Source organism: Pseudomonas furukawaii, assembly GCF_002355475.1.
Taxonomy (GTDB): Bacteria; Pseudomonadota; Gammaproteobacteria; order Pseudomonadales; family Pseudomonadaceae; genus Metapseudomonas; species Metapseudomonas furukawaii.
Genome location: NZ_AP014862.1, coordinates 4,220,316 through 4,233,968, shown reverse-complemented (window position 1 = coordinate 4,233,968; position 13,653 = coordinate 4,220,316). Strand labels below are relative to the sequence as shown.

At 67.3% G+C, this 13,653-nt stretch carries 13 protein-coding genes; 4 read left to right on the top strand and 9 right to left on the bottom strand.

The window, feature by feature from the left end:
• Nucleotides 1-32 precede the first annotated feature (32 nt).
• The gene (gene metC, locus KF707C_RS19500; protein WP_003458258.1) at nucleotides 33-1,208 is read right to left on the bottom strand and encodes a cystathionine beta-lyase; all 1,176 of its coding nucleotides are present in this window, start codon (nucleotides 1,206-1,208) and stop codon (nucleotides 33-35) included.
• A gap of 204 nt (nucleotides 1,209-1,412) precedes the next feature.
• Nucleotides 1,413-1,883 carry an Lrp/AsnC family transcriptional regulator gene (locus tag KF707C_RS19495; RefSeq protein ID WP_003458256.1) on the bottom strand — a complete coding sequence of 157 codons (471 nt, stop codon included), beginning with the start codon at nucleotides 1,881-1,883 and terminating at the stop codon, nucleotides 1,413-1,415.
• Between the two features lie 123 nt (nucleotides 1,884-2,006).
• Between KF707C_RS19495 and KF707C_RS19490 the strand changes: the two genes are divergently transcribed.
• The gene (locus KF707C_RS19490; RefSeq protein ID WP_003458254.1) at nucleotides 2,007-2,798 is read left to right on the top strand and encodes a lysophospholipid acyltransferase family protein; all 792 of its coding nucleotides are present in this window, start codon (nucleotides 2,007-2,009) and stop codon (nucleotides 2,796-2,798) included.
• A 31-nt stretch (nucleotides 2,799-2,829) separates the two neighbouring features.
• Here KF707C_RS19490 and KF707C_RS19485 read toward each other — a convergent pair whose 3' ends face one another.
• From KF707C_RS19485 to KF707C_RS19475, 3 genes are all read right to left on the bottom strand, one after another.
• A complete protein-coding gene (locus tag KF707C_RS19485; protein WP_003458252.1) occupies nucleotides 2,830-3,321 on the bottom strand; it encodes a SprT family zinc-dependent metalloprotease in 492 nt (163 codons plus the stop codon).
• 229 nt (nucleotides 3,322-3,550) lie between these two features.
• Entirely contained in the window at nucleotides 3,551-3,802 is a 252-nt protein-coding gene (locus tag KF707C_RS19480; RefSeq protein WP_003458250.1) for a hypothetical protein, read from the bottom strand.
• Nucleotides 3,780-4,484, bottom strand: coding sequence for a YebC/PmpR family DNA-binding transcriptional regulator (locus KF707C_RS19475; RefSeq protein WP_036994756.1), 705 nt, complete (start codon nucleotides 4,482-4,484; stop codon nucleotides 3,780-3,782). Before KF707C_RS19475 ends, KF707C_RS19480 begins: the two co-directional genes overlap by 23 nt.
• A 195-nt stretch (nucleotides 4,485-4,679) precedes the next feature.
• Here KF707C_RS19475 and KF707C_RS19470 point away from each other — a divergent pair, with 195 nt between their 5' ends.
• Both KF707C_RS19470 and KF707C_RS19465 read left to right on the top strand, forming a co-directional pair.
• Entirely contained in the window at nucleotides 4,680-6,428 is a 1,749-nt protein-coding gene (locus KF707C_RS19470; protein ID WP_003458247.1) for a sensor domain-containing diguanylate cyclase, read from the top strand.
• Nucleotides 6,429-6,621: 193 nt separating this feature from the next.
• Nucleotides 6,622-7,473: a CAP domain-containing protein gene (locus KF707C_RS19465; RefSeq protein WP_003458246.1), complete on the top strand. Its 852-nt coding sequence runs from the start codon at nucleotides 6,622-6,624 to the stop codon at nucleotides 7,471-7,473.
• Between the two features lie 37 nt (nucleotides 7,474-7,510).
• Here KF707C_RS19465 and KF707C_RS19460 read toward each other — a convergent pair whose 3' ends face one another.
• Both KF707C_RS19460 and KF707C_RS19455 read right to left on the bottom strand, forming a co-directional pair.
• Nucleotides 7,511-9,268: an alkaline phosphatase D family protein gene (locus tag KF707C_RS19460; RefSeq protein WP_003458245.1), complete on the bottom strand. Its 1,758-nt coding sequence runs from the start codon at nucleotides 9,266-9,268 to the stop codon at nucleotides 7,511-7,513.
• Nucleotides 9,269-9,472: 204 nt separating this feature from the next.
• Nucleotides 9,473-10,465 (bottom strand): bile acid:sodium symporter family protein, encoded by a 993-nt coding sequence (locus tag KF707C_RS19455; RefSeq protein WP_003458244.1) that lies wholly within the window; start codon nucleotides 10,463-10,465, stop codon nucleotides 9,473-9,475.
• 83 nt (nucleotides 10,466-10,548) lie between these two features.
• Here KF707C_RS19455 and KF707C_RS19450 point away from each other — a divergent pair, with 83 nt between their 5' ends.
• On the top strand, nucleotides 10,549-11,337 hold the full coding sequence (locus tag KF707C_RS19450; protein ID WP_003458243.1) for an AraC family transcriptional regulator: 789 nt from the start codon (nucleotides 10,549-10,551) through the stop codon (nucleotides 11,335-11,337).
• Nucleotides 11,338-11,561: 224 nt separating this feature from the next.
• Here the strand turns inward: KF707C_RS19450 and KF707C_RS19445 are convergent, their stop codons facing one another.
• Both KF707C_RS19445 and KF707C_RS19440 read right to left on the bottom strand, forming a co-directional pair.
• On the bottom strand, nucleotides 11,562-12,398 hold the full coding sequence (locus tag KF707C_RS19445; protein WP_003458242.1) for a bifunctional allantoicase/(S)-ureidoglycine aminohydrolase: 837 nt from the start codon (nucleotides 12,396-12,398) through the stop codon (nucleotides 11,562-11,564).
• A 216-nt stretch (nucleotides 12,399-12,614) separates the two neighbouring features.
• A complete protein-coding gene (locus tag KF707C_RS19440; protein WP_003458240.1) occupies nucleotides 12,615-13,505 on the bottom strand; it encodes a LysR family transcriptional regulator in 891 nt (296 codons plus the stop codon).
• Between the last annotated feature and the right edge of the window lie 148 nt (nucleotides 13,506-13,653).

Genomic DNA, 13,653 nt, shown 5'->3' with positions numbered 1-13,653 from the left:
GCGCCCGCCCTGTCTCGGCGGTCCGCGCCTGGTCACCGGCAGGTGGCGCGCAGGCGTTGCAGTCCGGCGTCGAGGTCGGCGATCAGGTCGTCCGGGTGTTCCAGTCCCACATGCAGGCGAACCAGCGGGCCTTCGGCGCTCCAGGTGGTGGCGCTGCGATGGGCATCCGGGTGGGTGAGCAGGATCAGGCTTTCATAGCCACCCCAGCTGTAGCCCATGCCGAATAGCTGCATGCCGTCGAGCATGGCATGGATGGCGCGTTCGGATACGCCCTTGAACTCCACGCCAAAGAGGCCGCAGGCGCCGGTGAAGTCGCGCTTCCAGAGTTCGTGACCGGGAGCGCCAGGAAGGGCGGGGTAGAGGATGCGACCGACCTCCGGCTGTTCCGCCAGCCATGCCGCAATGCGCTCGGCGTTGCGCTGATGACGTTCCAGTCGGGTGGACAGGGTGCGCAGTCCGCGCAAGGCGAGGTAGGCGTCGTCGGCGCTGACGGACAGGCCGAGTTGCTTGTAGAAGCCGCGAATCTCCGGATAGAGGGCTTCGGTGGTCATGATCACGCCCATCAGGACGTCCGAGTGTCCGACGATGTACTTGGTGGCCGCATGGATGGAGATGTCCACGCCGTGGCGGAAGGACGCGAAATGCACCGGGGTGGCCCAGGTGTTGTCCATCATCACCAGGGCGCCGTGGGCGTGGGCGGCCTCGGCGATGGCGGGCACGTCCTGCACCTCGAACGTCAGGGAGCCGGGCGACTCCAGGAAGACCACTCGCGTGTTGGGGCGCATCAGTCCGGCGATACCGGCGCCGATCAGCGGGTCGTAGTAGGTGGTCTCGATGCCGAAGCGTGCCAGCGTCTGGTCGCAGAAGGCCCGGGTCGGGTCATAGACCGAGTCGGTCATCAGCAGGTGGTCGCCCGGTTTCAGGGTGGCAAGCAGTGCGGTCGTCAGGGCGCTCAGGCCGCTGGGCGTGAGCATCGCGGCGTGGGCGCCTTCCAGTTGCGCCAGTGCCGCCTCGAGGGCGCGGGTGGTGGGGTTGCCGTGGCGGCCGTAGGTATTGAGGGTCCCGTTCTGGGCCTGCAGCGTTTCCACGTTGGGGAAGAGCAGGGTGGAGGCTCGGTACACCGGCGTGTTGACGGTGCCGCCGACGCGCCCTCGTTCGCGGCCTTCGTGGGTCAGGAGCGTGTCCGGATGCAGCTTGCGGTGGTCCACCTGGGTTACCTCTGGAGTGGTGTCGCGTAACGGGAAGGCGGTCGCCGTGGTCGTCGCCTGTGGAGGTCACAGATTAGCGTCGAGGGATGGGAAATTCTTTGCGTTGATCGCGGGGCAGGTGGAGATTATTGGAAATATTTTCTTTTTTCTTGATGGTTGCTAGAAAATAAATTCGTTTTATGGCGCTCCATGGGGCATTACAAGTCAATGCCCAGGCTCCAGATGACCCAGTGGCAAGGCCGTGCTGTGCTTGATCACTTCCATGGCGAAACCCGCGCTGACGTCCGAAAGGTCAGCCACCCGGATCAGGCGCTTGTACACGGCGTCATAACCTTTGATATCGGGGACCACGATCTTCAGCAGGTAGTCCACGTCGCCGGTCATGCGATAGATCTCGACGATCTCCGGGATGTCGCGGGTACCTTCGATGAATTGCCGGGTCCAGTCGTCGCTGTGGCAACTGGTGCGGATGCTGACGAAGACCGTGATGCCGAGCTTCAGCCGCTCCGCGTCGCAGAGCGCCACCTGGCGGGTGATGATCCCCTCCTCGCGGAGCTTCTGCAGGCGTCGCCAGCAGGGTGTCTGGGAAAGGTTCACCGCTTCGGCCAGCTCCGCCAGCGAAAGGGAGGCGTCCTGCTGCAGGAGGCGGATGATCTGCAGGTCTTTCTTGTCCATGAAGGTGTCCGGATCGGGTCGTTTGGTCGGGGGCGGGCCGGTGACTGTGTCGAAAGCATGACAATCGGCATCATAAGGTCACCCGCGCATGAAGTCGCGCGGGGCAGAAGATGGGAGCGCTCGATGCCAAGCCTGCAACTGCTGAATGAACCTGCCTCGCTGATTCGCCGCCTGGGCGTGATCCTCGGATCCCTGCTGGTGGTCGTTTTCTACTGCTGCCTGGTGCTGCTGCGCGCAGCCTTCGGCCGCCTGCACCGCGCCGTGGTCGATCGCTACACCCGCGACATGTCGCGCCTGCTGTTGCGCCTAGTGCGCATGGACCTGTCGGTGCAGGGGACGCTGCCGGATTTCAGTGATGGACGCCGCTACCTGGTGCTCTGCACGCATTCCAGCCACTACGACATTCCCGCCAGCTTCGTGGCCTTGCCGGGGTCCATTCGCATGCTGGCGAAGAAGGAGCTCTTTCGTGTTCCCTTCCTGGGGCCGGCGATGCGCGCCGCGGAGTTTCCGTCCATCGATCGGCACAATCGTCGCCAGGCCCTGGCCGACCTGGCGACCGCGCGGAAAATGATGGAGAAGGGCATCGTCCTCTGGGCCGCGCCCGAGGGGACCCGTTCCGCCGATGGTCGCCTGCTGAAATTCAAGAAAGGCTGCTTCCACCTCGCACTGGATACCGAGGCAATGATCGTCCCGGTGTCGATCCGTGGCATCCACCGTGTGCTGCCTGCCCGTACCTTTCGCCTCAATCTCGGACAGAAGGTGGAGGTGCATGTGGGGGAACCCATCGATGCCAGTCGCTATGAGGCCGCGCAGCTCGCGGAGCTGATGGCGGAAACCCGTGCCCGGATGGAGGCCCTGCTGGGACAGCAACCGTCCGTGGACGAGGTGCCCGTTCGTCGCGCGTCGGTCGCCTGAGTTCGGCACCCGTCGCTGGCCTGATGGTGATTCAGCCTCGGTGCTGTTCGCCGGTGAACACCAGCGTGACCCGGCAGCGTCGACAGTAGTAGCGGCGCCCCCGTGCCACCAGCGCGTGGCGTTGGGACGAAAAAGGGTGCGGCTCGGGACAGGCGCAGCGATAGAGATAGCGGGTGACCCGGCGTCGTTGCACTTCATAGCTGTGGCAACGATTGGGGGGAAGTTCGTAGACGCCGCGCATGATCAGCTGCCACTCCTCGCCGTGGGGCTGGATGGTGTGGCCGAAGAGCTGATGGGCGATCAGGTGCGCCACTTCATGCGCCACCGTCTGGCGCAGGAAGTCCTCGCGATTCTCACGATACAGCTGCGGGTTGAAGCGCAGCTTGTTCTCATCGAGGTGGGCGACACCCGCTTTCTGTCCCCGAAGCCTGAAGCTCACCTCGGGGCGGGGAAATCGGCGTTTGAAGAAGTCTTCCGCCTGTTGGTAGCAGGCTTCGACGCGGGCCAGTAGTTGCTCGGGCATAGGGCACTCCAAGGGGGCGGATTATGCCGGAAAGGCGGGGAAGTCTGCTTGCAGGACGCCGAGCGGTGCGCCATCTCCCGATTCCGCTGTTAGCGGTAAACCATCCGGGGGCTGCTGCCGTACAACTGGGAATCCGCCGGCAAGCTGTAATGCCCGTTCGCTCAGGTTGCACCTCGGGCAAACGCCCCCGATAGCGGCTAATCGCTGTCCGGCGGCTGGCGCTCGCCCCTCAGTGCACCCCTTTCGAGGCCTGGCCGAACTGGCGGTCGGCGGTGTTCAGGCGCTCCAGCTCGCGGCGCACCATGGCGGCGAATGCCGGCGGCTTGAGGTGGTAGAGCTCGGTGGCGACCCAGGCCAGCCAGCGCGGGCCCAGGGCGTCGCGCTGCGCCAGCAGGCGCAGGGCTTCATCACGGGCCCGGTCGGCGTTCTCGGCGTGGAACTGCCGGCGGCTCCCGGGCTCAGCCGGCTTGCAGGCCGACATAGACGTTCTGCACGTCGTCGTGGTTGTCCAGGGCCTCGAGGAAGGCTTCCACTTCCTCCAGTTCGGCGCCGGACAGGCTCACCGGGTTCTTCGCCTTGTAGCCCAGGTTGGCCGATTGCACGGTGAAACCGAATTCCGGCAGGGCCTTGCACACGGCATCCAGGTCGGTGGGTTCGGTGTAGAAGAGGCTGAGGTTCTCGTCGCCGGCCTCGAAGTCCTGGGCACCGGCTTCGATGGCGGCCAGTTCGGCGTCGGACTCGGCGTTGGCCGGCTCGGCCTCGATGATGCCCAGGTGATCGAAGTCCCAGGATACCGAGCCGGAGGTGCCCAGCTGGCCCTTGCGGAACAGCACGCGGACTTCCGCCACGGTGCGGTTCAGGTTGTCGGTCAGGCACTCGACGATCACCGGGACGCGGTGGGGCGCGAAGCCTTCATAGAGGGTGCGCTCGTAGTGGACCACCTCGCCGGACAGGCCGGCGCCTTTCTTGATGGCGCGCTCCAGCGTGTCCTTGGGCATGGACGCCTTCTTCGCCTGGTGCACGGCAAGGCGCAGCTTGGGGTTCATGTCCGGGTCGGCGCCGTTGCGCGCGGCGATCATGATTTCCTTCACCAGCTTGCCGAAGATCTTCCCTCGGGCATTGGCGGCGGCTTCTTTGGGTTTGGCTTTCCACTGGGCGCCCATGGTGGCTCTCTCGCGGTTCTGATGGGAAATGGCGCGGGATTCTACTTGGACGACGGGGGCGGCGGCCAGCCGGCTCGTCAGTTGCGGGTGACCTGCGCGAGCAATCTGGCGCCCGCTGGCCATTGTGGATAGATTGCTGATTTCCACACCGAACATCCTCAAGTGGCCCCCAGCCTTCCGAAGTGCGGAAACCCGATGCCGTTGCCCAGTAGTTCCAGTGCGCCAGTCGGCGCGAGTGATGAGCGATTCGACAGCCTGCTCCGCCTGGCCAGGCGGCAGTTGGGCATCAGGGCCATCCTGCTGACCACGGGCGCCGACAAGCTCCAGCGGATCCGCAGCGCCCAGGGCCCGCTAGATCCCGAAGCCTTCGCGGAGGGCCTCCTGGAGCTGCCCCCGGGCCTTCCCTGCGAAGAACTGCTGGAAGTGCCCGATATCCTCGAACAGCCACGCCTGCGCCAGCATGACCTGGCTCGGGCATGGCCCGAACTGCGCTATCTCGCCGCCCACTCCCTGACCGACCCCCGAACCGGCCTGGCCGGCATGCTCTGGCTGCTGCACGACCGGCCCCACAGGCTGGACGAGGAGGCGCGGCTGGGTTTCCGCGACTTCGCCGGACTGGCGGCCGGGATGCTGGCGGACCGGCTCGAGCTGCAGCGGGTCCGGGACAGCGAGGAGCGCATGGCCCTGGCCATCGCCGGCAGCGGGACCGGCATCTGGGATCGCAATGCGCGGACCGGCGAGATCCATTACTCCAGCGACTGGAAGGCCCTGCTGGGGTATTCCGAGCATGAGGTGGGCAACCGCATCGAAGAGAGCTACACCCGCGTGCACCCGGATGACCTGGCCTATGTGCAGGCCACGATCCAGGCACACTTCGAGGGTCGGACCGACGCCTACGAGGTGGAGCATCGGCTGCGCTGCCGGGATGGGCGCTACAAGTGGGTGTGCAGTCGAGGCAAGGTGGTGGCCAGGGATGAAACCGGCCAGCCCTTGCGCATGGTGGGCACCACCACCGATGTGACCGCGATGCACGCCCTCTCGGAGAAGATGCAGCAGACGGCCGCCTTGATGACCGACCTGACCAACGAAATCCCCGGCATGGTCTTCCAGTACCGGCGGCAGCTGGATGGAAGGGCCGCCTTCACCTACGTCAGCAGCGGCGTCCGCGAGATCTACGGCCTGACGCCCGACCAGTTGGTGCAGGATGCCGAGTTGTTGCACGGCATCCTGCATCCCGACGACCTGGCCCTCTACCTCGGCTCCCTGGAAAGCTCCGCCCGTGATCTCAGGCCCTGGCACCTGGAGTACCGGGTGCAACTGCCGGGCTCTGGCCTGTCCTGGCGCCAGGGGGCCGCACGTCCCCGGCCGCTGGCGGACGGCAGCGTCCTCTGGCACGGCTTCATCACCGATATCACCGAGCGCAAGCTGATCGAGGCCGAGCTGCAGGTGTTCGCCACCACCGACTCCCTGACGCAGCTCGCCAATCGGCGTCATTTCATGACGCAGCTGGAATCCGAGCTGGCGCGGGTGCAGCGCAGCCAGGACTACGGCGCGGCGATCCTGATGTTCGACCTGGATCACTTCAAGTCCATCAACGACCGCTGGGGGCATTCCGTGGGCGACGAGGCGCTGCGGCATTTCTCGGCGATCCTCCGCGCCCAGTTGCGCCGTACCGATGCGGCCGGACGCATGGGCGGCGAGGAATTCGCCGTGGTGCTGAGCAACGCCTCCCTCGACGAGGCCCGGACCTTCGCCGAGCGGGTCCAGCGCGAACTGGCGGGCGCTCCGGTGACCCATGGCGACGAGCGCCTTCCCCTGGCGGTCAGCGCCGGCATCGCTACGCTGCATCCTGACGATCCCAGCGCCGAGGCGGCCCTGTCCCGCAGCGACATGGCGCTCTACCGGGCCAAGCGGGGGGGGCGCAACCGCATCGAGTGCCATTGAGTCCCGGGCCCCAGGTTCCGGTCCGGCTCGGGGGAGCAAGGAACCGAAGTGGGCCGAAAGACGACAAGGACGGGGTTCATCGCCGATCCGCCCGGCGGATGGCGGTTTTCGATCGGCCAAATGCCATGGAGAGTGCACAGGATGGTATGGAATCGCGCATCATTGGGCGCTGTCAGCTTTTAGGGAGGTTTCCATGGATCTTGTGTCACCCCGTCTGCGCATCGCAGCCCTGACCCTGGGCGCCGCCCTGGCCGGTTCCGCCCTGGCGTCCGAGGAAACCCTGCTGGTGGAGTCGATCAACGCCTACCGGGTCCAGCCGCAGCCCTGCGCCGGTCAGGTGTCCACCGAGCTGCCGCCGCTGAAGGCCGACCCGCGCCTGGTCCTGCCCACCGGCAGCATCGGCGACCTGCAGCAGGCCCTGGCCCGCACCGCCTACCCGCTGGTGAACGTCCAGGCCATCAACCTGTCCGGCCCCCGCGATGCCCAGGCGGCCATGAAGGCCCTGCAGGAAAGCTTTTGCCAGGTGCTGCTGGACCCGCAGTTCGTCGATGTCGGGGTCAACCGCGAGGACCGCGACTGGCGCATCGTCCTGGCCCGGCCGCTGCTGGCCGGCGGCCTGGGGGATTCCCAGGCGGAAGGGCAGAAGTTGCTGGAACGCATCAACGCTGTCCGTGGCCAGCCACGCCAGTGTGGCGGCCAGGCTTTCCAGGCGGCTGGCCCGTTGACCTGGAACGCCACCCTGGCGACCGCCGCCCAGGATCACACCCGGGCGATGGCCAACCAGAACTTCTTCGACCACAAGGACCGCGACGGCCGGACCCCGGGCGACCGCGCCGAACTGGCCGGCTACAGCGCCCAACTGGTGGGCGAGAACATCGCCGCCGGGCTGGATAGCCCCGGCAAGGTGGTGGAGGGCTGGCTGGCCAGCCCGGGCCATTGCGCCAACCTGATGAACCCGCGATTCAGCGAGCTGGGCGCCGCCTACGCGGTGGACCCGAAAAGCGATGCGGGCATCTACTGGACGGCGATGTTCGGCTCGCCCTGATCGCGCAGGGCGGGCTCACGCCCACCCTGCGATGCCGTCATGCCGGCGCCACCGTCTGCAGGTGGTTGGAAAACGCCGTTTCCGTCTCGCAGCGCCAGGTGGCCCAGAGTTTGGGCCTGTCGCTGCCCTCGTCCAGTTCCAGTGCCAGCCAGTTGCGCGCCGGCATCACGTAGCGGTTGTGGCCGGGGAACAGCATCATTTCCACGCTGGAGTGCGCATCGAGATGCTGGGGCGAGCCGGCGCTGGCGTTGAGCAGGCCGAGGAACAGCCGTTCGGCCACGCCCATCAGGGACGGGTGCACCACCGCCGATGAGGTGAACTGCTGGATCTGCGCCCTGGCTTCGCTGGCGGGCAGGTCGCGGCGATAGGCGATGCCCCAGGCGGCGACATGCACGTCCCCGGAAACCAGCGAGACCCGCAGCCCCTTGCTCCGGGCCGTTTCCGAGAGCACTTCCAGCAGCCGCTTGCGTTCACCTTCGTGATCGTCGTGGGACCAGTGGTCCCGCAGGTCGTCGGCGCTGCTGTCGAGCACGTGATCCTGGCCGAGGTTGTCCAGCAGGGCCTCGGCGGCCGACAGCTTGGGATGCACCACCGGCACCGACGACATGAACAGCAGGTGCTGGACACGGGTGCCCGGGTTCTTCGGCGGCGCCTTGGCATCCAGCTTCCCGAGCCAGGCCTTGAGCTGCGTCCAGCTGTCCGACCCGAGTACCTGGGTGCGCGAGCGCTCGGTGCGCAGGTCCGCCACCACCAGCGCCAGGGGGCCGGCCTGGAACGCCGACGTGAAGCCGGGCTGGCCGTCCAGCAGCGGCAGCGCCAGCGGGTCCTGCGCCAGCCGCTGGCTCCAGGCCACGGGCCGGTAGATCGGGTCCTGGCTGGAAAAGCCGGGTGGCGTGGCGTCCGCCAGTTCCGGCAGGTCGTCCAGGGCGTGTTGCATCTGGAACACCCAGAAGGCCCGGCGGGCATGGCGGAACAGGCAGCGGAACAGCGGCGAGCGCTGCATCTCCGGGCTGTAGGAACCCCAGCCGTCGAAGATGTCGTGGTCGTCCCACATCATCAGCGTCGGGATGCGCGCCAGGGCGTCGGCGGCATCGCGGTTGGGTTCGGCGGCACCCCAGGGGCGGCGTTTTTCCGGCAGCCAGCGTCGGGCGTACAGGGTGAAGTAGTAGGCCTCGATCTTGCGGTCCAGGGTGGCGGACACGCTGAACTTCAGTTGCTCCGCCCGCGACAGCGACACCCAGTGCTTCAACTCCGGCAGGTCTTCCCAGATGGAATCGAAATAGATCTGGTCGCCGCCCATCAGCAGCAGCTGGAAGCGCTGCAGGCCCTTGTCGTGGATGCGCACCTCGTGCCAGAGCTGCTCCTTGTCCAGCAGCATGCCGCCCCTCAGCGACTTGTCGTGGCTGGCCAGCAGGTCGGCCCAGACGGTGTTGGCCGGGCGCACCAGCCGGCGCATGCCGGCCGGGTCCGAGAAGCCGTTGCAGGACACATAGGCCAGGCGCGGGGCGAGGTCCCGGCCCGGCACGGTGAAGTGCCAGGTCGGCCCGCCTTGCACGCCGTATTCGACCCGGCGCTCGGTTTTCTTCATGGCGCAGGAGAGGTCATAGCGCAGGTAGCGCTCCTTCCTGATGACGAGCAGTTGCCGGGGCGCCGCGCAGGCCTTGCCCTCCAGCAGCAGAGTGGGCACGGCGGCGCCGTCCTTCAGTCCGATCAGTGCCGAAACCTTCCAGGTGCCGTCCGCACCGATGCCGCGAAACGACAGCACCGGGCCCAGCAGGAAATCGTGGGTGGCCATGGGTCTTCCTCCCTGTTCTGGCGTGGAATCCACGTCGATGGCGGGTCCCCATGACCCGCCCAGGCTGTGCGACAGAAATGTGACCGACTGGTTCCAGGGAGCCGCTCGCCGACCGACGAGCGAGGGATGGAAGAGACGAAAACGTGACCGGCGTCGCGAAAGCCGAGCCGGCACCCGCCAGGGTGGCGGAAGCCGGCGTTGGGGTCAGGCGCCCGCAGGGGCGAGGGTGGCCGGCTCGGGTCGCCTGGCGTAGCGCTGGGCGAGCACGGCGCAGACCATCAGCTGGATCTGGTGGAAGAGCATCAGCGGCAGGATCAGCACGCCGATGCTGCCGCTGGCGAACAGCACCTGGGCCATGGGCACGCCGGTGGCGAGGCTCTTCTTCGAGCCGCAGAACAGGAGGGTGATGCGGTCCTCGACGCCGAACCCCAGCCACTTGCCCAGCAGGTGGGTGAAGAGCAGCGCCAGGGCCAGCAGCAGGCAGCAGGCGGCCACCGCGCCCAGCAGGGTGAGGGCGGGCACTTGCTGCCAGAGGCCACCGATCACCGCCGAGCTGAAGGCGGTGTAGACCACCAGCAGGATGCTGCTCTGGTCGACGTTCTTCAGCCAGCCCTTGTTGCGGTTCACCCAGCCGCCGATCCAGCGGCGGGCGATCTGCCCGGCGATGAAGGGCAGCAGCAGTTGCACGCTGATCTTGCCGATGGCGTCCAGGGTGGAGCCACCCTGGCCCTGCACGCCCAGCAGCAGGGCCACCAGCAGCGGCGTGATGAAGATGCCCAGCAGGCTGGACGCCGCCGCGCTGCACACCGCCGCCGGGATGTTGCCCCGGGCGAGGGAGGTGAAGGCGATGGCCGATTGCACCGTGGCGGGCAGGGCGCAGAGGTAGAGGAAGCCGGTGTAGAGTTCGGCGCCCACCAGGGGCATCAGCACCGGCTTGAGCGCCAGGCCCAGCAGCGGGAAGAGGCCGAAGGTGCAAAGGAACACCAGCAGGTGCAGGCGCCAGTGGCCGGCACCGGCGATCACCGCCTCGCGGGAGAGCTTGGCGCCGTGGAGGAAGAACAGCAGGCCGATGGCGATGTTGGTGATCCAGTCGAAGGCCACCGCCACCTGGCCACGGGCGGGCAGCAGGGTAGCGGTGACCACCACGGCGATCAGCGTCAGGGTGAAGTTGTCGGGCAGCAGGCGGGAACGGGCCATGGTGTGAATCCGGTCGTTGTCATCGAGGCTCGGGCTACTCTAGCCTTGGGCAAAGATGCCGACTAACGCGATTGGGGCAAGAAATGCCGGGAAACGGACAGACTGATCGGCGCGAACGCCAGATTCCCCAGCTCGCCAGGCTGCCGCGGCCCCTGTACGCCCGCAACGAATCCCTGGTGAACGCGGTGGGCACGCCGCGCCATACCCATGCCTGGGTGCAGCTGTCCTACGCGGTTCGCGGCGTGCTCCATGTGCACACCGCCGAGGGCAGCTTCGTCGCCCCGCCGCAGCGGGCGGTGTGGATACCGGCGGGCATCGAGCACGAGGTGTTCAGCTCGGCCCATACCGAAATGCGCAGCCTCTACCTGGACCCGGTCGCCGCCGGCGGTGCCGAAGGGTGCCGGGTGATCGAGATCGATGCGCTGACCCGGGAGCTGATCCGGCGATTCTGCGAGCTGCCGGTGGCCTACGACGAACAGGGGCCGGACGGCCGCCTGGCGCGGGTGCTGCTGGACCAGTTGCAGGTAGCCCGGGAGGTAGGCCTGTCCCTGCCGTTGCCCGCCGACCCGCGCCTGCTGCGCCTGTGCCAGGCCTTGCAGGAGGCGCCGGACGACGCCCGCACCCTGTTGCAGTGGAGCCAGGCCCTGGGCGCATCGGAGAAAACCCTGCGGCGGCTGTTCCTGCGCGAGACCGGCCTGACCTTCCGCGCCTGGCGCCAGCGCCTGCGCCTGCTGGGCTCACTGGAAGCCCTGGAACAGGGGCGGCGCGTCACCGAGGTGGCGCTCGGTTGCGGCTACGACTCCACCTCCGCCTTCATCGCCGCCTTCCGTCAGCAGTTCGGCGTGACGCCTGGGGATTTCTTCCCGCCATGATGGGGCCGGCAGTGGCGGGCGGCGGCCATGTCGCCCAGGGTGCTGTTCGCCGGGCGCCATGTCCTGGCAGCGTCAGGAGCGGACACCGCCGGCGGGGCGAGGAGGCGTGGATTCTCCGTAGGAGCCGGCTTGCCGGCGAACCGCGCGGAGCAGCGTGGTGCTACGGCAGCGCCTTGCCGGAAACGACGACGGGAGCCCAAGGGCTCCCGTCGAGGTGGATCGGATCAATGCGGCTGGTTGAGGGTCAGGCGCATGTGGCGGTTCACATCCTTGTACAGCAGGTAGCGGAAGCGACCGGGGCCACCGGAGTAGCAGGCCTGCGGGCAGAAGGCGCGCAGCCACATGAAGTCACCGGCTTCCACTTCGACCCAGTCCTGGTTCAGGCGATACACCGCCTTGCCTTCCAGCACGTAGAGGCCGTGCTCCATCACGTGGGTTTCGGCGAAGGGGATCACGCCGCCCGGCTCGAAGTTCACGATGTTGACGTGCATGTCGTGGCGCATGTCGCTCATGTCCACGAAGCGGGTGGTGCTCCAGCGGCCTTCGGTATCCGGCATCACCAGCGGCTGGATGTCCTGCTCGTTGGTGACGAAGGCGTCCGGCAGCGGCACGCCGTCGACGCGCTGGTAGTGCTTGCGGATCCAGTGGAAGCGGGTGTGCTGGCCCGAGGTGTTGCGCACCTTGTAGTCGGCGCCCGGCGGGATGAAGGCGTAGCCGCCCGGTTGCATGCTGTGGACCTGGCCCTGCAGGGTCAGGGTCAGCTCGCCTTCCACCACGAACAGCACGGCCTCGGCGTTGACGTCCTGCTCGGGCTTGTCGCTGCCGCCGTTGGGGGCCAGTTCGACGATGTACTGGGAGAAGGTCTCGGCGAAGCCGGACAGCGGACGGGCGATGACCCACATGCGCATGTTGTCCCAGAAGGGCAGGTGGCTGGTGACGATGTCACGCATCACACCCTTGGGAATCACGGCGTAGGCTTCGGTGAACATGGCGCGGTCGGTCAGCAGCTCGGTCTGAGCCGGATGGCCGCCGTGGGGCGCGTAGTAGGAAGTCTTGGACACGGAAGGTCTCCTGTTGATAGTCGGCTCCCCGTCGGGCCGTCGAGGGGACGGGCCAGGCGTCTCTTGGCGCGGCACCGGGCCTGGGAGCAGGGGCGGAATCCAAGATATCCAGCTGTAGGTCCATCGACAAATTAAATGTTGGGATGGGGTGTATTCGATTAGCGAATGCGGCTGCGATGGCGTGGCGGCGTTCTCCGGGCTCGCCCAAAGGCGCTGTCAGGCCTCGTGTTGGTGCTCCTCGTCGAGCAACCGCGAAAGGGATTCGCCCAGGGCCTTGATCACCGGCCCGGCAGTGGGGCGGTGGATGATGGCCACCTCGAAGCTGTCCACCGGGGGCAGGCCCAGCTCCCGGGGGAGCTTCACATGGTCGCCGGTCACTGCCCGCCGTGGCAGCAGGCCGATGCCCATGCCGTCGGCGATGGCCGACTGGATGCCATTGAGGCTGGAACTGGTGAAGCTGATGCGCCAGCGCCGGCCGGCGGCCTCCAGGGCGCCGATCATTTCGTCGCGGTACAGCCCACGGGGCGGGAAGGTGACGATGGGCAGCGGGTCGAGGTGGAAGGTGGGGCTGCGGGCGCTGTCCACCCAGCAGGTCTTCTCCGGCCAGCTGGCCACGGCATCCCGGGCATTGCGGCGCTGCTTGAGCAGCACCAGGTCCAGCTCGCCCCGGTCGTAGCTGGCGGCCAGGTCGCGGCTGAGGCCGCTGGTCACTTCCAGCTTGGCCTGGGGAAAACGTCGATTGAAGTCCGCCAGGTGCCGGGTGGTGCTGCCGGCGGCGAAATCGTCCGGCACGCCGATGCGCACCGTGAGGGACACGCTGGCGCCGTCCAGCGCCTCGTGCAGTTCGTCGTTCAGGGCCAGCAGGCGCCGGGCGTAGCCCAGCACCGTCTCGCCGGCGTCGGTGGGCAGCACATCGCGGTTGCCGCGCTCCAGCAGCCGGTGGCCGGCCAGTTCCTCCAGGCGGCGCACTTTCTGGCTCACCGTGGATTGGGTGGAGTTGAGCCGGGTGGCGGCGGTGGTGAAGCTGCCGCAGTCGGCCACCGCCACCAGGGCGCGGAGCAGGTCGAGTTCGAACAGGCGGCTATTCGATCTTTCACTTTGGTCCATGACGCTATTCATCTTTCAAATGGCAATGGACGGCTTGTAGCAGGTCGGGCGGAAGGGGGCAATCGGCGCCCTGTCCCCGTCCGTTCGCCTGCCCAGCGGGGGATCACGAAAACCGGGCCTGAAGCGGCGGAGTGCCCCAGGCCCGGTT

Coding starts and splice junctions, on each gene's coding strand:
- KF707C_RS19495 (WP_003458256.1), bottom strand. CDS start 1,883: ATGGACAAGAAAGACCTGCAGATCATCCGCCTCCTGCAGCAGGACGCC.
- KF707C_RS19490 (WP_003458254.1), top strand. CDS start 2,007: ATGCCAAGCCTGCAACTGCTGAATGAACCTGCCTCGCTGATTCGCCGC.
- KF707C_RS19485 (WP_003458252.1), bottom strand. CDS start 3,321: ATGCCCGAGCAACTACTGGCCCGCGTCGAAGCCTGCTACCAACAGGCG.
- KF707C_RS19480 (WP_003458250.1), bottom strand. CDS start 3,802: ATGTCGGCCTGCAAGCCGGCTGAGCCCGGGAGCCGCCGGCAGTTCCAC.
- KF707C_RS19475 (WP_036994756.1), bottom strand. CDS start 4,484: ATGGGCGCCCAGTGGAAAGCCAAACCCAAAGAAGCCGCCGCCAATGCC.
- KF707C_RS19470 (WP_003458247.1), top strand. CDS start 4,680: ATGCCGTTGCCCAGTAGTTCCAGTGCGCCAGTCGGCGCGAGTGATGAG.
- KF707C_RS19465 (WP_003458246.1), top strand. CDS start 6,622: ATGGATCTTGTGTCACCCCGTCTGCGCATCGCAGCCCTGACCCTGGGC.
- KF707C_RS19460 (WP_003458245.1), bottom strand. CDS start 9,268: ATGGCCACCCACGATTTCCTGCTGGGCCCGGTGCTGTCGTTTCGCGGC.
- KF707C_RS19455 (WP_003458244.1), bottom strand. CDS start 10,465: ATGGCCCGTTCCCGCCTGCTGCCCGACAACTTCACCCTGACGCTGATC.
- KF707C_RS19450 (WP_003458243.1), top strand. CDS start 10,549: ATGCCGGGAAACGGACAGACTGATCGGCGCGAACGCCAGATTCCCCAG.
- KF707C_RS19440 (WP_003458240.1), bottom strand. CDS start 13,505: ATGGACCAAAGTGAAAGATCGAATAGCCGCCTGTTCGAACTCGACCTG.